Source organism: Streptomyces sp. NPDC044061, assembly GCF_056434305.1.
On the sequence record NZ_JBWKFL010000024.1, the window covers coordinates 116,592 to 139,681 of the forward strand.

Consider the following 23,090-nt stretch of genomic DNA (forward strand, 5'->3'; position numbering starts at 1 on the left):
CTTCAGTGCCCATCGGGGTCCGCGCGGTTGAGCGCGGGCTTCGGCGTCGGGCCCGCCGTCATCAGGTAGTCGGCGGCAGAGGTGTCGGTCACCAGGCTGGTGACCAGCCCGGAGCGCAGCACCGCGTCGATCGCGGACGCCTTGCGCTGCCCGCCGGCGATCGCCACGACCTCCGGGATACGGCGCAGCTGGTCGGCCTTGACCGTGATGCACCGCTCCCCCAGGTCACGCCCGATCCGGCGCCCCTCGGCGTCGAAGAGGTGCGCGGACATCTCGGCGGCGACACCGAGCGAGGCGTAGTGCGCGCGTTCCTCGTCGCTGAGCATGTCGTGCACGGTCGAGATGCCCGGCTCCCAGGAGCCGATGGAGACGCAGGCGACCGTGACCTTGTCGAAGTACTCGAAGGCCCGGGCGATCCCGGTCTGGTTGCGCAGCGCCGCCGCGGTGGCCGCGTCCGGCAGCAGCATCGGCGCGTAGATGGGATGTGCGTCGCCGCCCGACACCTGGGCGGCACGGCGCACCGCCTCCACCGAGCCGCGCTCGGCGGTGCCGGCGTCGTACACGCCCGTCAGCTGCACCACCGTGCACGGCGGCAGCCGGTCGAGCGCCGCCGCCATGTGGATGGTGGACCGGCCCCAGGCGAGGCCGAGCACGTCCCCCTCGTTCACGAGTTCGCCGAGCAGGTCGGCGGCGACCTCGCCGAGGTTCTCGGGGTCGGGGGTCTCCTCGGCCTCGGCCGGGGACTCGACCACGACGGCGTGTCTCAGGCCGTAGCGGGCGCGGAGCGCGTCCGAGCGCTCGGCGTCCAGCTCGGCAGGCACCCGGATCTCGATGCGTACGAGATCCCGTTCGAGGGCGGTCTCCAGGACCCGGGCCACCTTGAAGCGGCTGACGCCGAACTCCTCCGCGATCTGGATCTTGGACTTGCCCTCGAGGTAGAAGCGGCGGGCCATGGCCGCCGCCTGCACCAGCTCAGCGGGTCCCATCCGCATGGCTGACCGGCCCGCCGACATACCCGACACGGCGATCTCCTCACTGCTGTTCACACTCTGGATTCGCCGTTCATCCTTGCAGATTCGGCGCTACTGATCTGCCCTGATCGGGGCCGTTCACTTAACCGTTCACGTAGCCGTGGCTCAGTGGTCGCATGCCCAGGAGGCCTTGGCCGCGGCCGCCTCCCCCTGGGTTCGCAGTGCACGTACCGCCTCGGCCGGGTCCTTCGCCCCGTAGACGGCCGATCCCGCGACGAAGACGTCCGCCCCCGCGTCCGCGCACCGCTCGATCGTGGACGCCGAGACACCGCCGTCGACCTGCAGCCACAGCTCCAGACCGTGCTTGCCGATCAGCTCGCGGGTGCGGCGGATCTTCGGCAGCATGATGTCGAGGAAGGCCTGGCCGCCGAAGCCCGGCTCGACCGTCATGATCAGCAGCATGTCGAGTTCCGGGAGCAGGTCCTCGTACGGCTCGATCGGCGTCGCGGGCTTGAGCGCCATGGAGGCGCGGGCGCCCTTGGCGCGGATCTCCCGGGCGAGCCGCACGGGCGCGGCCGCCGCCTCCACGTGGAAGGTGACGGACGAGGCCCCCGCCTCGACGTACTGCGGAGCCCAGCGATCGGGGTCCTCGATCATCAGGTGGCAGTCCAGCGGGGTGCCCGTGGCGCGGGCCAGGGACTCCACGACCGGCACGCCGAGCGTGAGGTTGGGGACGAAATGGTTGTCCATGACGTCGACATGGAGCCAGTCGGCTCCCTCGACCGCCCGCGCCTCGTCCGCGAGGCGGGCGAAGTCGGCGGACAGAATGCTGGGGTTGATCTGCACGGCCATGACCCAAGCCTGCCATGCCCGGCGCACGGATGTTCGCGCCGGTCCACAGCCGAAGCCGTTCATCACACATATGCGACGGAATGCGCGGGCCTGTGGACAGCGCCGTTCGGAGCCGGACGCCGCCCGTGTCCGTCAGCCGGTCCGCCGGATGAGCGCGAGGTACATCGCGTCGGTGCCGTGCAGATGCGGCCACAGCTGCACGTCCGGCCCCTCGCCGAGCGCGGGGACGCCGGGGAGCAGCGGGCGGGCGTCGAGCAGCTCGGTGTCCGGGTGCTGCTTGAGCACGTCGGCGACGACCGCGCGGGTCTCGGCGAGGTGCGGCGAGCAGGTGGCGTAGCCGACGACGCCGCCCACGCGCACCGCGTCCAGCGCCGTGCGCAGCAGGGCGCGCTGGAGCGGCGCGAAGTTGTCCAGGTCCTCGGGCCGCCGCCGCCAGCGCGCCTCGGGGCGCCGGCGCAGCGCGCCGAGCCCGGTGCAGGGCACGTCCATCAGCACGCGGTCGAAGCTCCCGGGCCGCCACGGCGGCCGGGTCCCGTCGGCGGCGATGACCTGGTACGGCCCCGGATTGCCGTGCAGGGCCTTCGCCACCAGTCCGGCCCGGTGCGGCTGCTTCTCGGAGGCGAGCAGCACGGCCCCGCGCTCGGCGGCGAGGGCGGCCAGCAGCGCCGCCTTGCCTCCGGGACCGGCGCACCCGTCGAGCCACTTCTCGTCGGGACCGTCGAGCGGGGCGTTCGCGAGGGCGAGCGCGACCAGCTGGCTGCCCTCGTCCTGCACACCGGCCCGGCCCTCGCGCACGGCCTCGACGGCACCCGGCTCACCGCCCTCGGTGAGCCGCACGGCGCAGGGCGACCAGCGCCCCGGAACGGCGGCGTCCTCCCGGAGCAGTTCCTCGGTGGTGGCCCGACCCGGCCGTGCCACTAGGGTCACCTCGGGCCGCTCGTTGTCGGCCTCCAGCAGGTCCTCGATGCCGGCCCGGCCGCCGCCGAGGGAGTCCCACAGCGCGGAGACGACCCAGCGCGGGTGCGAGTGCACCACGGCGAGGTGGTCCTCGGGGTCGTCGTCGTAGGGCGGCGCGACCTTCTCCAGCCATCCGTCGAGGTCGTCCTGCGCGACCTTGCGCAGCACCGCGTTGACGAACTTGGCCCGCCCGTCGCCGAGCACCACCCGCGCCAGCTCGACGGAGGCGGACACGGCCGCGTGGGTGGGGATCCGCGTCCCGAGCAGCTGGTGCACGCCGAGGCTCAGCACGTCGAGCACCGGCGGGTCGACCTCACGCAGCGGCCGGTCGACGCACGCGGCGATGACGGCGTCGTACGTGCCCTGCCGGCGCAGCGTGCCGTACACCAGCTCGGTGGCGAGGGCGGCGTCCCGCGCGTCGAACTTGTCCGGCCCCTCCTTCTCGCGCGCCTTGCGCAGCAGCGGCGGCAGCACCAGGTTGGCGTACGCGTCCCGCTCGTCGACCGCGCGCAGTGCCTCGAAGGCGAGGACGCGGACGGGGTCCTTCTTGGGACGGCGGTAGGGCTTGGCGGGCCTGTGCGGCCGCCGGGACTGCTCGCTCACGAAAAAGGTGCTCCGGATGTGAAGAGAGGGGTGCGCCTCCCAGCCTACGTCGGAACGCCGGCACCCCCGACTCGCGGGCCCTGGCCGTCGAGCCGCTCGCCCTCGGCGATGCGCACCCCGCGCGCCCAGTCGGCCGCCCGCATCGGCTTCTTGCCCTGAGCCTGCACCCACAGCAGCTCGACGGCGTACGAACCGGTGCCCACGTGCACGCTGTTCTTGCCGACCGCCAGCTGTCCCGGGGCGAGGTCGGTGCGCTCGGGCACCGGCGTGACCTGGATCAGCTTCAGCCGCTCCGCGCGGAAGGTGGTCCAGGCGCCGGGCGCGGGCGTGCATCCGCGCACGACCCGGTGGACCCGCAGCGCGGGTGCCGCCCAGTCCACCTGGGCGTCCTCGACGGTGATCTTCGGCGCGAGGGTGATGCCCTCGGCCGGCTGCGGTACGGCCTTCAGGGTGCCGTCCTCGACGCCGTCCATGGTGGCGGCGAGCAGCCCGGCACCCGCGAACGCGAGCCGGGTGAGCAGGTCCCCGCTGGTGTCGGTGGACCGGATCTCCTCGGTGACGGTGCCGTAGACGGGACCCGAGTCGAGCCCTTCCTCGATGAGGAAGGTGGAGGCACCGGTGATCTCGTCACCCGCCATGAGGGCGTGCTGCACGGGCGCGGCCCCGCGCCAGGCGGGGAGCAGCGAGAAGTGCAGGTTGACCCAGCCGTGCGCCGGGATGTCCAGGGCGGCCCTGGGCAGCAGGGCGCCGTAGGCGACGACGGGGCAGCAGTCCGGGGCGATCTCCTTCAGCCGCTCCAGGAACTCGGGGTCCCGCGGCCTGACCGGCCTCAGCACCTCGATCCCGGCCTCCATCGCCCGTTCGGCCACGGGCGACGCGACCAGCCTGCGCCCCCGCCCGGCCGGCGCGTCGGGCCGCGTGACGACGGCGGCCACCTCGTGCCGCCCGGAGGCGATGAGAGCGTCCAGGGCGGGAACGGCGACCTCGGGGGTACCGGCGAAGACGAGCTTCATGGGTGGGTTGGGGCCTCTCGGGCGGGGTCGGACGGGCAACGCACAAGTCTATGACGACGTCCACGACGAGGACCTGCCGACCGAGGACGGGGAGTGCGCGGGTGGGAGACAGGCGTACGCATATGCCTGTACGCCCCCAGCCCGTGACCAGCGGAGCAAATACGCGTTGGTCAAGAAAGAGTTGACCACCTCGGGCCGCTTTCGCGGCCCAATTCCTTTCAACGCCGGTTCGAGAGGCTTGTTCATGGCCGACCACGCAACCCACGACGCCCAGGCCCGGGCCAGCCTGCACTTGCTGGTGCGGGACATCGAGCGGGTCCGCCGGCAGGTGGACGCACTGCGTACGCTCACCGCCCAGTTGGGCAACGTCTACCGCCCGCGCCGCTCCGGCCCATCCACGGGCTTCGTCGTCTACGGACGCGCCCCCGCCCCGACGGTCCGCCTCGCCCAGGAACTCCGGGACAGTGTCGAAACGCTGGTCACGGCCGCCGTGGACTTCGACCGCTCACTGGGCTTCTCCTGGGACGCCGTGGGCTCGGCGCTCGGGGTCACCAAGCAGGCGGTGCACCGCCGTTACGGCGCCCGCCGCGCCGCGGCCCAGGCGGCCGCCGAGACCGAGCGGGCGACGGAGCCGACAGGCACCCGCACGCTCAACGTGACCGCCGGCCTGCCCGCGGTCCCGACGGTGCCCGCGGCCCGCTCCATGCCGACCCAGCCCACGGCGGGCAGCCCGACGCTCCGCGAAGACGCCAGGCCGACGGCCTTCCCCGGCCCGCGCAACGGCTGACCGGTAGCGGCCGACGCCCTCGCCCGCCCTCCCGGGAGACCTCCGGGAGGCGGCAGCCGCATGCCGGGCCGCATCCCCGTCGCCGCACGACGGGGCACCCCTCACCCGATGTCCGGCGGATCGATCCGCACGCGCACCGCTTCCCCGCTCCCCCGGGCCATCCGCGCGGCCTGGGCCGTCTTCAGGGCGGCGGCCAGCGCGGCACCGCTCCCCGGCGGCACTCGCACCAGCGCCCGCTCCCAGTGCTCGCCGGGCGGCGGCGCCCCCGGCCTGCGCGGTCGTCCGGGCAAGGTGGGCGGCACCGGAACCGGCCCCAACACCTCGGCGTCGGAGGGCAGTTCCACCGTCCGCAGGAACTCGGCGACGGCCTCGGCCGTCCCCGACACGGCCGACATCCGGGACACCGGCGGGAACCCCAGTTCGGCCCGCTCGGCCAGTTCCCGGACCGCATGGCCCACGGGGTCCCACCGCACCAGCGCCTGCACGGGCCGCAGGGTCGGCTCGGCCACCACGACCACGGTCCCGTGCTCTGTCTGCGGCCGTACGAGGGCCCCGGCCGCGATCCACCGGCGCAGCGCGTCCTCACCGGCCCGCAGGTCGGGCCGCCCGAGCATCGCCCAGCCGTCCAGCAGCAGGGCCGCCGCGTAGCCGCCCTCGGCGACCGGCTCGGCTCCCGGGGTGCTCACGACCAGCGCGGGTGTGCCCGGCACGGTGTCCAGCACATGCTCACGCCCCGAGGTGCGCACCGGCACGGCGGGAAAGGCCCGCCCCAGCTCCTCGGCGGTCCGCCGGGCCCCGACCACCTGGGCACGCAGCCGGAATCCCCCGCACTCGGGACAGTGCCAGGCCCCCTCCTCGCGCCCGCACCAGCCGCACTTCAGCGCACCCCCGTCCTGCGCCTCCAGCGGCCCGGAACAGTGCCGACACCGGGCGGGCGCGCGGCACTGGGCGCACGCCATGCGCGGCACATACCCCCGCCGGGGCACCTGGACCAGTACCGGCCCGTGCCGCAGCCCCTCGCGGACCGCCTGCCAGGCGAGGGTGGGCAGCCGGGCGGCCCGGGCGGCCTCGTCGCGCGCGAGGTCGTCGTCCCCGACGGTCCGCACCAGGGGCGCGGTGCGCCGTACCTGCTCACGACCGGCGACCAGGGGCCGCGCCCAGCCGCTCTCCACGAGCTGCGCGGCCTCCACCGTGCAGCTCCAACCGCCCAGCAGAAAGGCGCACTTGTCCAGGGCGGCACGCAGCAGCAGTACATCGCGCGCATGCGGCTGAGGCGCGTGCTGCTCGCTGTGGCTGTCGTCCCCGTCGTCCCAGATGGCGACGAGCCCCAGCTCCCGCACGGGAGCGAACATGGCCGCCCGCGTCCCGACCACGGCCCGTACGGATCCGCGCCGCACGGCGAGCCACTGCGCGTACCGCTTCTCGGGCCCCGCGTCGGCGGTGAGGAGCGCGTGCCGGCCCTCGCCGAGCAGCGCGGTCAGCGCGGCGTCGACCCGCGCGGCGGCCCGCCCGTCGGGGACGACGACGAGCGCGCCGCGGCCCGAGGCGAGCGCCGCGGCGACGGCCCGGGCCAGCTCATCGCTCCACAGCGGCCCCGGCAGGGCGTTCCACACGGCCCTGGGCGCACCCCCGGAGGCCAGGGAGTCGAGGAAGGCGGGCCCGTGCTCGTACCGCGCCCACGACCCGGTGGCGGGTGCGGCCGGTGCCGGCAGGGGTTCGGGGGACGGCCGCCGCTCGGCCCGGGCGCTGCGCGGCGGCACGGCCAGCTGCAGCACGTCGGCGAGGCTGCCCGCGTACCGGTCGGCGACGGCCCGCGCGAGCCCCAGCAGTTCCTCGCCCAGCACGGGCTCGGGCGACACGACCTGGGCGAGGGCGGCCAGCGGCCCGGAGTAGTCGGACTCGGCCAGCCGCTGGACGAGAAACCCGTCGATGAGCCCGCCGCCCTCGCGCCGCCCGTCCCGGACCCGATGCCGTCCGGCTCCGAACCGCACCCGCACCCGCACGCCGGGCTGGGCCTCGGCGTCCAGTTCCTCGGGGACCGCGTAGTCGAAGTAGCGGTCGAGGTGCAGCACGCCCTTGTCGACGAGCACGCGCGCGACGGGCAGCTCCTTGGCGAGCGCGGCCCCGCGCCAGGTCCGGGGCTTGGCCCGGGGCACCTTGGCCCCGCGCACACTCTCCCGGATGAGCGCGAGCTGCTCCGGCGGCGCCCCTTCGGCCCCGTCGTCCCCGTCCGGCCGGGGCGCCCCGTTCTCGCTGCTCACGCTTGCATTCTTACCAAACGGCACCGACAACGGACCTGCCGACCGGCGTCCGCCCGAGATCGGCCCGGCCGCGGACCGACGCCTGACGGCGCTTCCGCCTTCGGCCACTCGGCCACGCCGGTTCCGTCGCCGGAACCGGCGGCAGGATTCGAACCTGCGAGGGATCGACCCAGAAGTATCCGCGGCCTTCACACCGGGCGGGCGCCGGTCTCCCGAGATCAGTTCGACAGTGGTGGACATGTTCCAGATTCACCGCACGCACGAAGCGCACTCCACCGAAGTAACCGCCGCCGGCGCACCGGGAGATCATCACCCTACGGGTGGGGCTCCGCCGGGGCGAGCGGTTTTGTGCCACCCTCCCGCCCGCCCGGGCGACGCCGAGGCCCGGCCCCCGAAGGGAGGCCGGGCCTCGGTGCGGAAAGGGTGCCGGGACTACAGGCCCGCGGCCGTGCGGAGGGCGTCCACGCGGTCCGTGCGCTCCCAGGTGAAGTCGGGCAGCTCGCGGCCGAAGTGGCCGTACGCCGCCGTCTGGGCGTAGATCGGGCGGAGCAGGTCGAGGTCGCGGATGATGGCGGCCGGGCGGAGGTCGAAGACCTCGTCGATCGCCTTCTCGATCCTCTCGGCGTCGACCTTGGCCGTGCCGAAGGTCTCCACGAACAGACCCACCGGCTCGGCCTTGCCGATGGCGTAGGCGACCTGAACCTCGCAGCGGGAGGCCAGGCCCGCCGCCACCACGTTCTTGGCGACCCAGCGCATCGCGTAGGCGGCGGAGCGGTCGACCTTGGACGGGTCCTTGCCGGAGAAGGCGCCGCCGCCGTGGCGGGCGAAGCCGCCGTAGGTGTCGATGATGATCTTGCGGCCGGTGAGGCCGGCGTCACCCATCGGGCCGCCGATCTCGAAGCGGCCGGTCGGGTTGACCAGCAGGCGGTAGCCCTCGGTGTCCAGCTTGATGCCGTCGTCCAGCAGCGACTTCAGCTCCGGCTCCACGACGAACTCGCGGATGTCGGGGGCCAGCAGCGACTCCAGGTCGATGTCCGAGGCGTGCTGGCTGGAGACCACGACCGTGTCGAGGCGGACGGCCTTGTCGCCGTCGTACTCGATGGTGACCTGCGTCTTGCCGTCCGGACGCAGGTAGGGGATGGTGCCGTTCTTGCGGACCTCGGACAGCCGCTTGGACAGGCGGTGCGCCAGGAAGATCGGCAGCGGCATCAGCGTCGGCGTCTCGTCGGACGCGTAGCCGAACATCAGGCCCTGGTCGCCGGCGCCCTGCCGGTCCAGCTCGTCCTCGTCGCCCTCGACCCGGGTCTCGTAGGCCGTGTCGACGCCCTGCGCGATGTCCGGGGACTGCGCGCCGATGGACACCGAGACACCGCAGGAGGCGCCGTCGAAGCCCTTCTTGGAGGAGTCGTAACCGATCTCGAGGATCTTGTTGCGGACCAGGGTCGCGATGTCCGCGTAGGCCTTGGTCGTCACCTCGCCGGCCACGTGCACCAGGCCGGTGGTGATCAGCGTCTCGACGGCGACCCGGGAGGTCGGGTCCTCACGCAGAAGCGCGTCGAGAATGGTGTCGCTGATCTGGTCAGCGATCTTGTCGGGGTGACCCTCGGTCACGGACTCCGAGGTGAACAGGCGACGGGACACAACGCTCCCTGGGGTTGCAGCGGCTGCTGGCTGATCATTGGCGGACTGCGCGCGGGGGCTGCGCCCGGCGTGGTCCGAGAACAGTTTATCGGTCGCACTGGGCCGCCGGCCCACCCGTCTCGCCTCTCGGGAGCGCTGTGACCTGCGGCACGGGCATTCTGCACAATGCCGTGCGGCCTTGGCCAGGGGCACCACGCGACATTGTCGTACGGAAAAAAGACGTCAAACGGCTGAAACAATTCGGCCCGGACGGCGGAACCCGATCAGCCCAGCCGAGCCGTCACGAGGTCCCAGACGATGTCCGCGAGAGCCTCCTTCGGCCCGTGCGGCACCGGGGTCTCGCTGCCGTCGGCGCCCAGGACGAGGGCCTCGTTCTCCTCGGAGCCGAAGGTCTTGCGCTCGCCCACCTCGTTCACCACGAGCAGGTCGCAGCCCTTGCGGGCCAGCTTGGCGCGCCCGTTGGCCACGACGTCGTCGGTCTCGGCGGCGAAGCCGACGACGACCTGTCCGGGGCGTGCCCGGTCGGCCGAGATCTCCGCGAGGATGTCCGGATTCCGCACCAGAACGATCGGGTCCGGTTCCTGGCCGTCCTTCTTCTTGATCTTTCCGGCGGCATAGGTCTCGGGGCGGAAGTCGGCGACGGCGGCGGCCATGACCACGGCGTCGGCGTCCGCGGCGGCCTTCACGACCGCTTCGCGCAGCTGAACGGCGGTGCCCACGTGCACGACGTCGACCCCGGCCGGGTCGGGCAGGCCGGCGTTGGCCGCGATCAGGGTCACCCGGGCGCCGCGCGCGGCGGCCGTGCGGGCGAGGGCGTAGCCCTGCTTGCCGGAGGAGCGGTTGCCGAGGAAGCGGACCGGGTCGAGGGGCTCGCGCGTGCCGCCGGCCGAGACGACGACGTGGCGGCCCGCGAGGTCCGGCTCGGTGACGCCCCGGGCCAGCACCCTGCGGCAGACCTCGAAGATCTCCCCCGGGTCGGGCAGCCGGCCCTTGCCGGTGTCGACGCCGGTGAGGCGGCCGACGGCCGGCTCGATGACGACGGCGCCGCGGCGGCGCAGCGTGGCCACGTTCTCCTGGGTGGCGGGGTGCTCCCACATCTCGGTGTGCATCGCCGGGGCGAAGACCACGGGACAGCGAGCGGTCAGGAGCGTGTTGGTCAGCAGGTCGTCGGCGAGGCCGTGGGCGGCCCGGGCGAGGGTGTCGGCGGTCGCCGGGGCGACCACGACCAGGTCGGCGTGCTGGCCGATGCGGACGTGCGGGACCTCGTGGACGTCGTCCCAGACCTCCGTGGCGACCTGGTTGCCGGAGAGCGCGGACCAGGTGGCGGCGCCGACGAAGTGCAGCGCGGACGCGGTGGGCACGACGCGCACGTCGTGGCCCGACTCGGTGAACCTTCTCAGCAGCTCACAGGCCTTGTAGGCGGCGATGCCACCGCTGACCCCCAGAACGACCCTCGGCTTGTCCACCATCTCTCCCCGGCTCGGCAACGTACGGCGCACCGTACGAGCAACGTACGAGACCATCACACACCACAGGCCCGGCAGCGTGACTGCCGGGCCTGTGGATAAAGCAACTGCGATCTGACGGTACTACTGCGCCGGGCCCTCGATGGCCTCGGAGGTCAGCAGACCGGCGTTGATCTCGCGCAGGGCGATCGAGAGCGGCTTCTCGTGGACGTGGGTGTCCACGAGCGGACCGACGTACTCGAGGAGGCCCTCGCCGAGCTGCGAGTAGTACGCGTTGATCTGGCGCGCACGCTTGGCCGCGTAGATCACGAGGCTGTACTTCGAGTCGGTGGCCTCGAGAAGCTCGTCGATCGGCGGGTTGATGATGCCCTCGGGCGCGGTGATGGAAGAGGACACGCTCTACCTTCCGATGGGTGGGAAAGATTCGGTCGGTGCGACCGGATCACAGGCGGTCACGATCACACAACGTCCATCAAGGCTAGCAGCTCGCTCGCCACATCCTTGACAGAGGTGTTGACCAAGGTCACGTCGAACTCCGGCTCGGCCGCCAGCTCGGTCCTGGCCGCCTCCAGACGGCGCTCGATGACCTCGGGCGGCTCGGTCCCCCGGCCGGTCAGCCTGCGCACAAGCTCCTCCCAGGTGGGCGGAGCGAGGAACACCAGCTGGGCGTCGGACATGGACTCGCGGACCTGCCGGGCGCCCTGGAGGTCGATCTCCAGCAGGACGGGCTCGCCGTTCTCCAGCCGCTCCAGCACGGCCGCGCGGGGCGTGCCGTAGCGGTTGCCGGCGAACTCGGCCCACTCCAGCAGCTCACCGTTGGCGATCAGCTTGTCCATCTCCTCGTCGGTGACGAAGAAGTAGTGGACTCCGTGCCGCTCGCCGGGGCGCGGCTTGCGGGTGGTCGCCGACACCGAGAGCCAAACCTCGGGGTGTTCCTTGCGCATATGGGCGACGACCGTGCTCTTGCCGACCCCCGAGGGGCCGGAGAGCACGGTCAGCCGCGGACGTTCACTCATGCAGCGATTATTCCAGCAATCCCGGAGTGCCCGGGACTCCCGGTCCGGCGGGGGCCGGACTCAGGAGCCGGTGCTGCCGAACTCACGCTCCAGGGAGGCGATCTGGTTGGAACCGAGGCCGCGCACGCGGCGGCTCTCGGAGATGCCCAGACGCTCCATGATCTGCTTGGCGCGGACCTTGCCCACGCCCGGCAGGGACTCGAGCAGGGCGGAGACCTTCATCTTGCCGATGACGTCGTTCTCCTGGCCCTGCTTGATGACCTCGTGCAGGGAGGCGCCGGAGTGCTTGAGTCGATTCTTGACCTCGGCCCGCTCCCGGCGAGCCGCGGCGGCCTTTTCGAGCGCGGCTGCGCGCTGTTCAGGGGTAAGGGGCGGAAGAGCCACGCCTACGTCACCTCGGATGTCGAACTGTCGGATACGGACCGGTGAGGAACCTAGTCGCCCCACACCTGGGGAGCCACGAGCAACACGCTGCCCGTTGTCCCCCACTGCCTTGACGGCGTGGGAGGTGCCCCCACTGCTCGGAGACTAGCGGGCAAGTCCGCCAGAGTCAGCGAGAACAGCGGAAAAGTACTGGTCAGCCGCCGCCAGGTCGGACATTTCAGACATACTGCCCTCGATTTGAGGATGTATTCACACTCAAGTCGGCCCGGCGCCGCCCGCCGGAACGCGCGCCGGAGAACGCCGGAGAGCTCAGCCATCGGCGACGACGGCCCTGATCTCCTCCGCGAAGCGCTCCGCGGCCGAGCGCAGCGCCCCGACGTCGGGACCCTTCCGCAGCACACCTCGGCTGACGTTCGGGACGACGTTGCGCAGCGCCGCGCCGAAGACCCCGGGAAGGTCGGCCGCGGTCGCCCCCTGCGCCCCGACGCCGGGCGCGAGGAGAGGACCGTTGATGTCCAGGTCGTACGACGACAGGTCGCCCACCGTGGCGCCCACGACCGCCCCGAAGGAGCCCAGCGGCGCCTCGCCCGCGTTCTCGGCGGCCAGGTGGGCCAGCATGGTCGCGCCGACGCTCCGGCCGTCGGCGCGGACGGCGTGCTGGACCTCCGGGCCCTCCGGGTTCGACGTCAGGGCCAGCACGAACAGTCCGGCGCCGCTCTCCCGGGCCAGCGCGACGGCCGGGCTCAGCGAGCCGTAGCCGAGGTAGGGCGAGACGGTGAGGGCGTCGGAGAACAGCGGGGCGTCCTTGTGCAGGTAGGCCTCGGCGTATCCGGCCATGGTCGAGCCGATGTCGCCGCGCTTGGCGTCCATCACGACGAGGGTGCCGGCCGCACGCGCCTCCTGGACGGCCTTCTCCAGGACGGCGACGCCCCGGGAGCCGAACCGCTCGAAGAAGGCGCTCTGCGGCTTCATGACGGCGACCCGGTCGGCCACCGCCTCGACGACCGTGCGGCTGAACCGCTCCAGACCGGCCACGTCGTCGTTCAGGCCCCACTCCGCGAGCAGGGAGGCGTGCGGGTCGATGCCGACGCACAGCGGGCCGCGCTCGTCCATGGCGCGGCGCAGACGGGCACCGAAGGGCTCCAGAACAGTCATGCCGTCCTCCTCACGTCGGCACCGACCGCGTCGGCGAGGGTGGCGTACGGGCTGGTGCGCAGGCGCGCGGCGAGGCCCTTGTGGATGGCACGGGACCAGAAGGGCCCCTCGTAGATGAAGGCGCTGTATCCCTGGACCAGCGTGGCACCGGCCAGAATGCGCTGCCAGGCGTCCTCGGCGTTCTCGATGCCGCCGACGCCCACCAGGGTGATCCGGTCGCCCACGCGCGCGTACAGGCGGCGCAGGACCTCCAGGGAGCGCTCCTTGAGCGGTGCGCCGGACAGGCCTCCGGTCTCCTTCACCAGCGAGGGCGCGGACCTCAGCCCGAGCCCCTCGCGCGCGATGGTGGTGTTGGTGGCGATGATGCCGTCCAGACCCAGCTCCACGGCCAGGTCGGCGACGGCGTCGACGTCCTCGTCCGCGAGGTCGGGAGCGATCTTCACCAGGAGCGGGACGCGCCGGTTGGCCACCGTACGGTCGGCGGCCTCGCGCACGGCGCCGAGCAGCGGCCGCAGCACCTCCGTCGCCTGGAGATTGCGCAGGCCGGGCGTGTTCGGCGAGGAGACGTTCACGACCAGGTAGTCGGCGTACGGAGCCAGGCGCTCGGCCGACTTCACGTAGTCGCCGACGGCCTCCGCCTCCGGGACGACCTTGGTCTTGCCGATGTTGACGCCCACGACGGTCTTGAAGACGGCCTCACGGGAGGCCAGGCGGGCCGCCACGGCCAGGGAGCCGTCGTTGTTGAAGCCCATGCGGTTGATCAGCGCCCGGTCGGCGACCAGCCGGAACAGCCGCTTCCTGGGGTTGCCGGGCTGCGGCTCGCCGGTGACCGTGCCGATCTCGACGTGGTCGAATCCCAGCATGGACATGCCGTCGACGGCGACGGCGTTCTTGTCGAAGCCGGCCGCGAGCCCGAAGGGGCCGTGCATGCGCAGTCCGAGGGCCTCGGTGCGCAGCTCCTTGTGGCGGGGGGCGAGCGCGGCGGCGAGGAACGTGCGCAGGACCGGGATGCGGACGGCGAGGCGGATCCAGCGAAAGGCCAGGTGGTGGGCCTTCTCGGCGTCCATCCGTTTGAAGACCAGGCGGAAGAAGAGCTTGTACATGTTCTGAATGTCCTCTTGAAGCTTCAGGGAGCCCTCATGAAGAGGGGGACACCGTTTCCGGTGTCCCCCTCGGGGCCGCTAGTCGCGGGCAGCGGTCAGGTGTTCCGCGTGTTCCTGGAGCGAGCGGACGCCCACGTCCCCGTGGTTGAGGGCGTCGATGCCCTGGACGGCCGCCGCGAGCGCCTGGACGGTCGTCAGGCACGGCACCGAGCGGGCCACCGCGGCCGTACGGATGTCGTAGCCGTCGAGGCGGCCGCCGGTGCCGTACGGGGTGTTGACGATGAGGTCGACCTCGCCGTCGTGGATGAGCTGGACGATGGTCCGCTCGCCGTTCGGACCCGTGCCCTCGGACTGCTTGCGCACGACCGTGGCGTTGATGCCGTTGCGCTTGAGGACCTCGGCCGTGCCGGAGGTGGCGAGCAGCTCGAAGCCGTGGGCGACCAGCTCGCGCGCCGGGAAGATCATCGAGCGCTTGTCGCGGTTGGCGACCGAGATGAACGCGCGGCCCTTGGTGGGCAGCGGGCCGTAGGCGCCGGCCTGCGACTTGGCGTACGCAGTGCCGAAGACGGAGTCGATGCCCATGACCTCGCCGGTGGAGCGCATCTCCGGGCCGAGGACGGTGTCCACACCGCGGCCGTGGATGTCGCGGAAGCGCGACCACGGCATGACGGCCTCCTTGACGGAGATCGGCGCGTCCAGCGGCAGCTCGCCGCCGTCGCCGTTCTGCGGCAGCAGCCCCTCGGCGCGCAGCTCGGCGATGCTCGCGCCCAGCGAGATGCGGGCGGCGGCCTTCGCGAGCGGCACCGCGGTCGCCTTGGAGGTGAAGGGGACCGTACGGGAGGCGCGCGGGTTGGCCTCCAGCACGTAGAGGATGTCCCCGGCCATCGCGAACTGGATGTTGATCAGGCCGCGCACGCCGACGCCCTTGGCGATGGCCTCGGTGGAGGCGCGCAGGCGCTTGATGTCGAAGCCGCCGAGGGTGATCGGGGGCAGGGCGCACGCCGAGTCGCCGGAGTGGATGCCGGCCTCCTCGATGTGCTCCATCACGCCGCCGAGGTACAGCTCCTCGCCGTCGTACAGGGCGTCGACGTCGATCTCGATCGCGTCGTCCAGGAAGCGGTCGACGAGGACCGGCCGGGACGGGCTGATCTCGGTCGACTCGGCGATGTAGGCCGCCAGGCGGGTCTCGTCGTAGACGATCTCCATGCCGCGCCCGCCGAGGACGTAGGAGGGCCGGACGAGGACCGGGTAGCCGATCTCGTCGGCGATCGCCTTGGCACCGGCGAAGGTGGTGGCCGTGCCGTGCTTGGGGGCGGGCAGGCCGGCCTCGGCGAGGACCTGGCCGAAGGCGCCCCGGTCCTCGGCGGCGTGGATCGCCTCGGGCGGGGTGCCCACGATCGGCACGCCGTTGTCCTTCAGGGCCTGCGCGAGGCCCAGCGGGGTCTGGCCGCCCAGCTGCACGATCACGCCCGCGATCGGGCCCGCGAGGGACTCCGCGTGGACGATCTCCAGCACGTCCTCGAGCGTCAGCGGCTCGAAGTACAGGCGGTCGGAGGTGTCGTAGTCCGTGGAGACGGTCTCCGGGTTGCAGTTGACCATCACGGTCTCGTACCCGGCGTCGGACAGCGCGAAGGAGGCGTGGACGCAGGAGTAGTCGAACTCGATGCCCTGGCCGATGCGGTTCGGGCCGGAGCCCAGGATGAGCACCGCGGGCTTCTCTCGGGGCGCGACCTCGGACTCCTCGTCGTAGGAGGAGTAGAAGTACGGCGTCTGCGCGGCGAACTCGGCGGCGCAGGTGTCGACCGTCTTGTAGACCGGACGGATGCCGAGGGCGTGCCGCACCTCGCGGACGACGTCCTCGCGCAGGCCGCGGATCTCGGCGACCTGCTGGTCGGAGAAGCCGTGCCGCTTGGCCTCGGCGAGCAGGTCGCGGGTCAGCTCGGGCGCCTCGGCCAGCTCGTCCGCGACCTCCTTGATCAGGAAGAGCTGGTCCACGAACCACGGGTCGATCTTCGTGTACTCGAAGACCTCCTCGGGCGTGGCGCCCGCGCGGATGGCCTGCATGACCGTGTTGATGCGGCCGTCGGTGGGCCGTACGGCCTCGCGCAGCAGCGCCTCCTTGTCTCCGCCGTGACCGGGCTCGCCGACGAAGGTGAACTGGCTGCCCTTCTTCTCCAGCGAGCGCAGCGCCTTCTGGAAGGCCTCGGTGAAGTTGCGGCCGATGGCCATGGCCTCGCCGACCGACTTCATGGTGGTGGTGAGGGTGCTGTCGGCCTGCGGGAACTTCTCGAAGGCGAAACGCGGCACCTTGACGACCACGTAGTCGAGCGTCGGCTCGAAGGAGGCCGGGGTCTCCCGCGTGATGTCGTTCGGGATCTCGTCCAGCGTGTAGCCGACGGCCAGCTTGGCGGCGATCTTGGCGATCGGGAAGCCGGTCGCCTTGGAGGCGAGCGCCGAGGAGCGCGACACGCGCGGGTTCATCTCGATGACGATCACGCGACCGTCCTCGGGATTCACCGCGAACTGGATGTTGCAGCCGCCGGTGTCGACGCCGACCTCGCGGATGACGGCGATGCCGATGTCGCGCAGGATCTGGTACTCGCGGTCGGTCAGCGTCATCGCGGGCGCGACGGTGATGGAGTCGCCGGTGTGCACGCCCATGGGGTCGAAGTTCTCGATGGAGCAGACGACCACGACGTTGTCGTGCTTGTCGCGCATCAGCTCCAGCTCGTACTCCTTCCAGCCGAGGATGGACTCCTCCAGGAGCACCTCGGTGGTCGGGGAGAGCGTGAGGCCCTGGCCGGCGATGCGGCGCAGCTCCTCCTCGTTGTGCGCGAAGCCGGAGCCGGCGCCGCCCATGGTGAAGGACGGGCGGACGACCACGGGGTAGCCGCCGAGCGTCTCCACGCCCTTGAGCACGTCGTCCATGGTGTGGCAGATCACCGAGCGGGCGGACTCGCCGTGCCCGGTCTTGCGGCGGACCTCCTCCACGACCTCCTTGAACAGGTCGCGGTCCTCGCCCTTGTGGATCGCCTCGGGCTTGGCGCCGATCAGCTCGACGCCGTACTTCTCCAGGACACCGTTCTCGTGCAGCGAGATCGCGGTGTTCAGGGCCGTCTGGCCGCCCAGGGTGGGCAGCAGCGCGTCGGGGCGCTCCTTGGCGATGATCTTCTCGACGAACTCCGGGGTGATCGGCTCGACGTAGGTGGCGTCGGCGATCTCCGGGTCGGTCATGATCGTCGCCGGGTTGGAGTTGACGAGGACCACACGCAGGCCCTCGGACTTGAGCACGCGGCACGCCTGGGTGCCGGAGTAGTCGAACTCGGCGGCCTGGCCGATGACGATCGGGCCGGAGCCGATGACCAGGACGGACTGGATATCGGTGCGCTTAGGCACGCTGGCCCTCCATCAGGGATACGAAGCGGTCGAACAGGTAGGCGGCGTCGTGCGGGCCCGCTGCGGCTTCGGGGTGGTACTGGACGGAGAAGGCCGGCTGGTCGAGCAGCTGCAGCCCCTCCACGACGTTGTCGTTCAGGCAGACGTGCGAGACCTCGGCGCGGCCGAACTTGGTCTCGCTGACCTTGTCGAGCGGCGCGTCCACGGCGAAGCCGTGGTTGTGCGCGGTGACCTCGACCTTGCCGGTCGTACGGTCCTGGACCGGCTGGTTGATGCCCCGGTGGCCGTACTTCAGCTTGTAGGTGCCGAAGCCGAGGGCGCGGCCGAGGATCTGGTTGCCGAAGCAGATGCCGAACAGCGGCGTCCGGCGCTCCAACACGGCGGACATCAGCGCGACGGGGCCGTCCGCGGTCGCCGGGTCACCGGGACCGTTGGAGAAGAACACGCCGTCCGGGCCGACGGCGTAGACCTCGTCGGCCGTGGCGGTGGCGGGCAGGACGTGCACCTCGATGCCGCGCTCGGCCATGCGGTGCGGGGTCATGCCCTTGATGCCGAGGTCGATGGCGGCGACGGTGAACCGCTTCTCGCCGACCGCCGGGACGACGTACGCCTCCTTCGTCGCGACCTCCTCGTAGAGGCTCGCGCCCTTCATGTGCGGCTGGGCCTGGACGCGCTCGACCAGCTCGGCCTCGGGGGCGATCGCCTCGCCGGAGAAGATGCCGGCGCGCATCGAGCCGCGCTCGCGCAGGTGGCGGGTGAGGGCGCGGGTGTCGATCCCGGAGATGCCGACCACGCCCTGCGCGACCAGCTCGTCGTCCAGGGAGCGCTTGGAGCGCCAGTTGGACGGCACGCGCGCGGGGTCGCGGACGACGTAGCCGGACACCCAGATGCGGCGCGACTCGTCGTCCTCGTCGTTCCAGCCGGTGTTGCCGATCTGCGGGGCGGTCGCGACGACGATCTGGCGGTCGTACGACGGGTCGGTGAGGGTCTCCTGGTAGCCGGTCATACCGGTGGAGAACACGGCCTCGCCGAAGGTCTCCCCCACGGCCCCGTAGGCACGGCCGCGGAAGGTGCGGCCGTCCTCCAGGACGAGTACGGCGGGAAGCGCCTTGTTCCTCTGAGAGGAGCTTCCCCTGGTGGAGGTCGTCATCGCGCGCCTTCCGTGTCGTTGGTCATCTGGTTCAGGGTGTCGACCCACTCGGTGTGCTCGGCCGCGTGGTCGGAGCGGAAGCCGGAGTCGATCAGCTTGTCCCCCAGCTCCCAGGTCACCACCAGCAGTCCGCCCTCGGTGAGGACCTTGCCGGCGATGCCCTTGTCGAGCCGGGCGCCGCGCAGCGCGGCGGTGGGGACGAAGAAGTCGCTCGCCCCGGGGCGTTCGACCTCCAGGCCCGCGTCGGTCAGGGTGAGCTCGGCCCGGCTGCGGGTGCCGAGGCCGTGGGCCACGATGCGGTCCAGCCACTGCCCGGCGGTGGTCGAGCCGTGGTAGCGGCCGCTCATGCTCAGTTTCACCGGGCCGGTCTCCTCCGGCGCGCTGGGCGGCTCGGGCAGGTCGCCCTGGAGCGTGCCGCGCCACTTCCAGCCCTCGCGCATCAGCCAGTAGATGAGCGCGACGAAGAGGGCGAGGCCGACGAGCCAGCCGATGCGGGCTCCCCAGTCGGTGACCTCGGCCGACCTCTTGGCCTCGGCCAGCAGGATTACAGGTGTCACGTGAGCTTCCCGTCGACGAGCGTCGCCTTGCCCCGCAGCCACGTGTGGGTGACACGGCCCGGCAGCTCGCGTCCCTCGTACGGGGTGTTGCGGCTGCGCGAGGCGAAGCCCGCGGGGTCCACCTGCCCACGGTATGCCGTGTCCACCAGCGTGAGGTTGGCGGGCTCACCAACCGAGACGGGCCGTCCGTGCCCGGTGGCCCGGCCGATCCGCGCGGGCTTGAAGGACATGCGGTCGGCGACGCCGGCCCAGTCCAGCAGGCCGGTGTCGACCATGGTCTCCTGGACCACCGACAGCGCGGTCTCCAGGCCGACCATGCCCATGGCGGCCGCGGCCCACTCGCAGTCCTTGTCCTCGTGCGGGTGCGGGGCGTGGTCGGTGGCGACGATGTCGATCGTGCCGTCGGCGAGCGCCTCGCGCAGGGCGTGCACGTCCCGCTCGGTGCGCAGCGGCGGGTTGACCTTGTAGACCGGGTTGTAGGTGCGCACCAGCTCGTCGGTGAGGAGCAGGTGGTGCGGGGTCACCTCGGCGGTGACGTCGATGCCGCGGGACTTGGCCCAGCGGACGATCTCCACCGAGCCGGCGGTCGACAGGTGGCAGATGTGCACCCGGGAGCCGACGTGCTCGGCGAGCAGCACGTCCCGGGCGATGATCGACTCCTCGGCGACGGCCGGCCAGCCGCCCAGGCCCAGCTCGGCCGAGACGATGCCCTCGTTCATCTGGGCGCCCTCGGTCAGGCGCGGCTCCTGCGCGTGCTGGGCGACGACGCCGCCGAAGGCCTTCACGTACTCCAGCGCCCGGCGCATGATCACGGCGTCGTCCACGCACTTGCCGTCGTCGGAGAAGACGGTCACGCCGGCCGCCGACTCGTGCATGGCGCCCAGCTCGGCGAGCTTCCTGCCCTCCAGGCCGACGGTGACGGCGCCGATGGGCTGCACGTCGCAGTAGCCGTGCTCCCGGCCGAGCCGGTAGACCTGCTCGACCACGCCGGCGGTGTCGGCGACCGGGAAGGTGTTGGCCATGGCGAACACGGCCGTGTAGCCGCCGGTGGCCGCCGCCCGGGTACCGGTGAGCACGGTCTCGGAGTCCTCGCGGCCCGGCTCGCGCAGGTGGGTGTGCAGGTCGACCAGGCCCGGCAGCAGCACCTTGCCGCCGGCCTCGACCACCTCGGCGCCCTCGGCATCGAGGCCGGCGCCCACCGCGGCGATGGTCCCACCGTCGATCAGCACGTCCTGCGGCTCGCCGCCGAGCACCTTCGCACCACGGATAAGGATCTTGCTCATGGGTGTTACTTCTCCTCGGTACGGGTGTGGGTGACGGCGGGCTCGTTGCCACCGAGCAGCAGGTACAGGACGGCCATCCGGATGGAGACGCCGTTGGCGACCTGCTCGACGACGGTGCAGCGCTCGGAGTCGGCGACCTCGGCGGTGATCTCCATGCCGCGGACCATCGGGCCGGGGTGCATCACGATGGCGTGCTCGGGCATCTTCGCCATGCGGTCGCCGTCGAGGCCGTAGCGCCGCGAGTACTCGCGCTCGGTCGGGAAGAAGGCGGCGTTCATGCGCTCGCGCTGGACGCGCAGCATCATCACCGCGTCGGACTTGGGCAGCGTGCTGTCGAGGTCGTACGACACCTCGCAGGGCCAGTTCCCGACGCCGACCGGCACCAGGGTGGGCGGGGCGACGAGGGTGACCTCGGCGCCGAGGGTGTGCAGCAGGTCGACGTTGGAGCGGGCGACCCGGCTGTGCAGGACGTCGCCGACGATGGTGATCCGCTTGCCGGCGAGGTCCTGGCCGAGCCCGGCGTCCCGGCCGACCAGGCGGCGGCGCATGGTGAAGGCGTCCAGCAGGGCCTGGGTGGGGTGCTGGTGGGTGCCGTCGCCTGCGTTGACGACGGCGGCGTCGATCCAGCCGGAGTTGGCGAGGCGGTAGGGGGCTCCGGAGGCGCCGTGCCGGATGACGACGGCGTCGACGCCCATCGCCTCCAGGGTCTGGGCGGTGTCCTTCAGGGACTCGCCCTTGGACACGGACGAGCCCTTGGCGGAGAAGTTGATGACGTCCGCGGAGAGGCGCTTCTCGGCGGCCTCGAAGGAGATCCGGGTGCGGGTGGAGTCCTCGAAGAAGAGGTTGACGATCGTGCGGCCGCGCAGGGTCGGCAGTTTCTTGATCGGCCGGTCCGCGACCCGGGCCATCTCCTCGGCGGTGTCGAGGATCAGGACGGCGTCGTCGCGGGTGAGGTCGGCGGCCGAGATGAGATGACGCTGCATCTGTCAGGCTCCGTAAGGCAGTTCAAATCGGGAGGATTGAGGCAGACGGGCGCGTGTGCCGGCACGCCGGAGCGGCCGTGCGCGCCTGACGTGCTACCGGCCGGCCGGCTTCACACCGAGCAGCACGGTGTCGCGACCGTCCTCCTCGGCGAGCTGGACCTTGACCGTCTCCCGCAGCGACGTGGGGAGGTTCTTGCCGACGTAGTCGGCGCGGATGGGCAGTTCGCGGTGGCCGCGGTCGACCAGGACCGCGAGCTGGACCGCGCGGGGGCGCCCGATGTCGTTCAGGGCGTCGAGGGCGGCGCGGATGGTGCGGCCGGAGAAGAGCACGTCGTCGACGAGGACGACCAGCCTGCCGTCGATGCCGTCACCGGGGATCTCGGTGCGGGCCAGCGCACGCGGCGGGTGCATGCGCAGGTCGTCGCGGTACATGGTGATGTCGAGCGAGCCGACGTGGACCTTGCGGTCGGTGATCTGCTCCAGCTTGGCGGCGAGCCGCTGGGCGAGGAAGACCCCCCGGGTCGGGATGCCGAGGAGCACCACGTCGTCGGCGCCCTTGGCGCGCTCGACGATCTCGTGGGCGATACGGGTCAGTACCCGCGCGATGTCGGGGCCTTCGAGAACGGGCCGCGCATCGGACGCGTTCGGGTTCGCGTGCGTGTCCATACGAAACGGACCTCCTTCTCCGCCTCACGGGACGGACCTTAAAGGACGTCGGATTTGCGCCATCCACGGTAGCAGGTCGCCGAGAGTGGTCGATCACCCGGTTGGAGTAATCGGCCGTCACTACCACGGAAGAGTCGGTGTGGACCATTCGGCTTGACGCATGAGAGTCACGCTGCGTAACCTCACAGTGAGTTACCAGCCGCGCGGCGGGAAACCCAGCCGACCGCGTCGACACAGTGTCCGGGGAGCTATATGTCCAGCGAATACGCCAAACAGCTCGGGGCCAAGCTCCGGGCCATCCGCACCCAGCAGGGCCTTTCCCTCCACGGTGTCGAGGAGAAGTCCCAGGGGCGCTGGAAGGCCGTGGTGGTCGGTTCGTACGAGCGCGGTGACCGCGCCGTCACCGTGCAGCGTCTGGCCGAGCTGGCCGATTTCTATGGCGTTCCGGTGCAGGAACTCCTGCCGGGCACCACTCCGGGCGGCGCCGCCGAACCGCCGCCGAAGCTGGTCCTGGACCTGGAGCGGCTGGCCACCGTGCCGGCCGAGAAGGCCGGCCCCCTGCAGCGGTACGCGGCGACCATCCAGTCGCAGCGCGGCGACTACAACGGCAAGGTGCTGTCGATCCGCCAGGACGATCTGCGCACACTCGCCGTCATTTACGACCAGTCCCCCTCGGTTCTCACCGAGCAGCTGATCAGCTGGGGCGTCCTGGACGCCGACGCGCGCCGCGCGGTGGCCACCCACGAAGACGCCTGAGCCGCCTGATACCAGCGCAGAAACGTGGGGGGGGGGGGGGGGGGGGGGGGGGGGGGGGGGGGGGGATCTGGCGGTTCCGCTTTTGTGCTT

The 23,090-nt window shown here is 71.9% G+C and carries 19 protein-coding genes and 1 pseudogene; 2 read left to right on the top strand and 18 right to left on the bottom strand.

The window, feature by feature from the left end; translation table 11 throughout:
- Nucleotides 1–2: 2 nt before the first annotated feature.
- From AC07CM_RS33065 to fmt, 4 genes are all read right to left on the bottom strand, one after another.
- A complete protein-coding gene (locus AC07CM_RS33065) occupies nt 3–1,046 on the bottom strand; it encodes a sugar-binding transcriptional regulator (RefSeq protein WP_478880153.1) in 1,044 nt (347 codons plus the stop codon).
- A 90-nt stretch (nt 1,047–1,136) separates the two neighbouring features.
- Nucleotides 1,137–1,823 (bottom strand): ribulose-phosphate 3-epimerase, encoded by a 687-nt coding sequence (gene rpe, locus AC07CM_RS33070; protein WP_478880154.1) that lies wholly within the window; start codon nt 1,821–1,823, stop codon nt 1,137–1,139.
- 132 nt (nt 1,824–1,955) lie between these two features.
- On the bottom strand, nt 1,956–3,383 hold the full coding sequence (locus AC07CM_RS33075; RefSeq protein WP_478880155.1) for an RsmB/NOP family class I SAM-dependent RNA methyltransferase: 1,428 nt from the start codon (nt 3,381–3,383) through the stop codon (nt 1,956–1,958).
- 44 nt (nt 3,384–3,427) lie between these two features.
- A complete protein-coding gene (gene fmt / locus AC07CM_RS33080) occupies nt 3,428–4,396 on the bottom strand; it encodes a methionyl-tRNA formyltransferase (protein WP_478880156.1) in 969 nt (322 codons plus the stop codon).
- 244 nt (nt 4,397–4,640) lie between these two features.
- Here fmt and AC07CM_RS33085 point away from each other — a divergent pair, with 244 nt between their 5' ends.
- Nucleotides 4,641–5,183 (top strand): hypothetical protein, encoded by a 543-nt coding sequence (locus tag AC07CM_RS33085; protein ID WP_478880157.1) that lies wholly within the window; start codon nt 4,641–4,643, stop codon nt 5,181–5,183.
- Nucleotides 5,184–5,284: 101 nt separating this feature from the next.
- On the opposite strand, the gene AC07CM_RS33090 is transcribed toward AC07CM_RS33085, so the two are convergent.
- The 14 genes and pseudogenes from AC07CM_RS33090 to pyrR all read right to left on the bottom strand — a co-directional run bounded on the left by AC07CM_RS33090 (nt 5,285) and on the right by pyrR (nt 22,244).
- Complete coding sequence (locus AC07CM_RS33090; RefSeq protein WP_478880158.1) at nt 5,285–7,444, bottom strand: primosomal protein N'; 2,160 nt, start codon at nt 7,442–7,444, stop codon at nt 5,285–5,287.
- 432 nt (nt 7,445–7,876) lie between these two features.
- The gene (gene metK / locus AC07CM_RS33095) at nt 7,877–9,085 is read right to left on the bottom strand and encodes a methionine adenosyltransferase (protein WP_478880159.1); all 1,209 of its coding nucleotides are present in this window, start codon (nt 9,083–9,085) and stop codon (nt 7,877–7,879) included.
- Between the two features lie 263 nt (nt 9,086–9,348).
- On the bottom strand, nt 9,349–10,551 hold the full coding sequence (gene coaBC, locus AC07CM_RS33100) for a bifunctional phosphopantothenoylcysteine decarboxylase/phosphopantothenate--cysteine ligase CoaBC (protein ID WP_478880177.1): 1,203 nt from the start codon (nt 10,549–10,551) through the stop codon (nt 9,349–9,351).
- 123 nt (nt 10,552–10,674) lie between these two features.
- Complete coding sequence (gene rpoZ, locus AC07CM_RS33105) at nt 10,675–10,947, bottom strand: DNA-directed RNA polymerase subunit omega (RefSeq protein WP_005319902.1); 273 nt, start codon at nt 10,945–10,947, stop codon at nt 10,675–10,677.
- A 62-nt stretch (nt 10,948–11,009) separates the two neighbouring features.
- Nucleotides 11,010–11,600, bottom strand: a pseudogene (gmk, locus tag AC07CM_RS33110) (guanylate kinase); the annotation flags it as partial.
- A gap of 27 nt (nt 11,601–11,627) precedes the next feature.
- On the bottom strand, nt 11,628–11,951 hold the full coding sequence (locus AC07CM_RS33115; RefSeq protein WP_003977346.1) for an integration host factor: 324 nt from the start codon (nt 11,949–11,951) through the stop codon (nt 11,628–11,630).
- Nucleotides 11,952–12,260: 309 nt separating this feature from the next.
- Nucleotides 12,261–13,106, bottom strand: coding sequence for an orotidine-5'-phosphate decarboxylase (gene pyrF / locus AC07CM_RS33120; RefSeq protein ID WP_478880160.1), 846 nt, complete (start codon nt 13,104–13,106; stop codon nt 12,261–12,263).
- Nucleotides 13,103–14,209, bottom strand: a complete 1,107-nt coding sequence (locus AC07CM_RS33125; protein ID WP_478880161.1) for a quinone-dependent dihydroorotate dehydrogenase — start codon at nt 14,207–14,209, stop codon at nt 13,103–13,105. The genes pyrF and AC07CM_RS33125 overlap by 4 nt, the downstream gene beginning before the upstream one ends.
- Before the next feature lie 78 nt (nt 14,210–14,287).
- Nucleotides 14,288–17,605 (bottom strand): carbamoyl-phosphate synthase large subunit, encoded by a 3,318-nt coding sequence (gene carB, locus AC07CM_RS33130; RefSeq protein ID WP_478880162.1) that lies wholly within the window; start codon nt 17,603–17,605, stop codon nt 14,288–14,290.
- Nucleotides 17,598–18,755 (bottom strand): glutamine-hydrolyzing carbamoyl-phosphate synthase small subunit, encoded by a 1,158-nt coding sequence (gene carA / locus AC07CM_RS33135; RefSeq protein ID WP_478880163.1) that lies wholly within the window; start codon nt 18,753–18,755, stop codon nt 17,598–17,600. Before carA ends, carB begins: the two co-directional genes overlap by 8 nt.
- Entirely contained in the window at nt 18,752–19,312 is a 561-nt protein-coding gene (locus AC07CM_RS33140; RefSeq protein WP_478880164.1) for a PH-like domain-containing protein, read from the bottom strand. Before AC07CM_RS33140 ends, carA begins: the two co-directional genes overlap by 4 nt.
- Nucleotides 19,309–20,595: a dihydroorotase gene (locus AC07CM_RS33145; RefSeq protein ID WP_478880165.1), complete on the bottom strand. Its 1,287-nt coding sequence runs from the start codon at nt 20,593–20,595 to the stop codon at nt 19,309–19,311. The genes AC07CM_RS33140 and AC07CM_RS33145 overlap by 4 nt, the downstream gene beginning before the upstream one ends.
- A gap of 5 nt (nt 20,596–20,600) precedes the next feature.
- Entirely contained in the window at nt 20,601–21,578 is a 978-nt protein-coding gene (locus tag AC07CM_RS33150) for an aspartate carbamoyltransferase catalytic subunit (protein WP_478880166.1), read from the bottom strand.
- 93 nt (nt 21,579–21,671) lie between these two features.
- Complete coding sequence (pyrR, locus tag AC07CM_RS33155; protein WP_478880167.1) at nt 21,672–22,244, bottom strand: bifunctional pyr operon transcriptional regulator/uracil phosphoribosyltransferase PyrR; 573 nt, start codon at nt 22,242–22,244, stop codon at nt 21,672–21,674.
- Between the two features lie 252 nt (nt 22,245–22,496).
- Here pyrR and bldD point away from each other — a divergent pair, with 252 nt between their 5' ends.
- Entirely contained in the window at nt 22,497–23,000 is a 504-nt protein-coding gene (gene bldD, locus AC07CM_RS33160) for a transcriptional regulator BldD (protein WP_020938842.1), read from the top strand.
- The last annotated feature ends 90 nt before the right edge of the window (nt 23,001–23,090 follow it).

Coding starts and splice junctions, on each gene's coding strand:
- bldD (WP_020938842.1), top strand. CDS start 22,497: ATGTCCAGCGAATACGCCAAACAGCTCGGGGCCAAGCTCCGGGCCATC.
- pyrR (WP_478880167.1), bottom strand. CDS start 22,244: ATGGACACGCACGCGAACCCGAACGCGTCCGATGCGCGGCCCGTTCTC.
- AC07CM_RS33125 (WP_478880161.1), bottom strand. CDS start 14,209: ATGTACAAGCTCTTCTTCCGCCTGGTCTTCAAACGGATGGACGCCGAG.
- AC07CM_RS33145 (WP_478880165.1), bottom strand. CDS start 20,595: ATGAGCAAGATCCTTATCCGTGGTGCGAAGGTGCTCGGCGGCGAGCCG.
- AC07CM_RS33085 (WP_478880157.1), top strand. CDS start 4,641: ATGGCCGACCACGCAACCCACGACGCCCAGGCCCGGGCCAGCCTGCAC.
- fmt (WP_478880156.1), bottom strand. CDS start 4,396: ATGAAGCTCGTCTTCGCCGGTACCCCCGAGGTCGCCGTTCCCGCCCTG.
- AC07CM_RS33150 (WP_478880166.1), bottom strand. CDS start 21,578: ATGCAGCGTCATCTCATCTCGGCCGCCGACCTCACCCGCGACGACGCC.
- pyrF (WP_478880160.1), bottom strand. CDS start 13,106: ATGACTGTTCTGGAGCCCTTCGGTGCCCGTCTGCGCCGCGCCATGGAC.
- carA (WP_478880163.1), bottom strand. CDS start 18,755: ATGACGACCTCCACCAGGGGAAGCTCCTCTCAGAGGAACAAGGCGCTT.
- rpe (WP_478880154.1), bottom strand. CDS start 1,823: ATGGCCGTGCAGATCAACCCCAGCATTCTGTCCGCCGACTTCGCCCGC.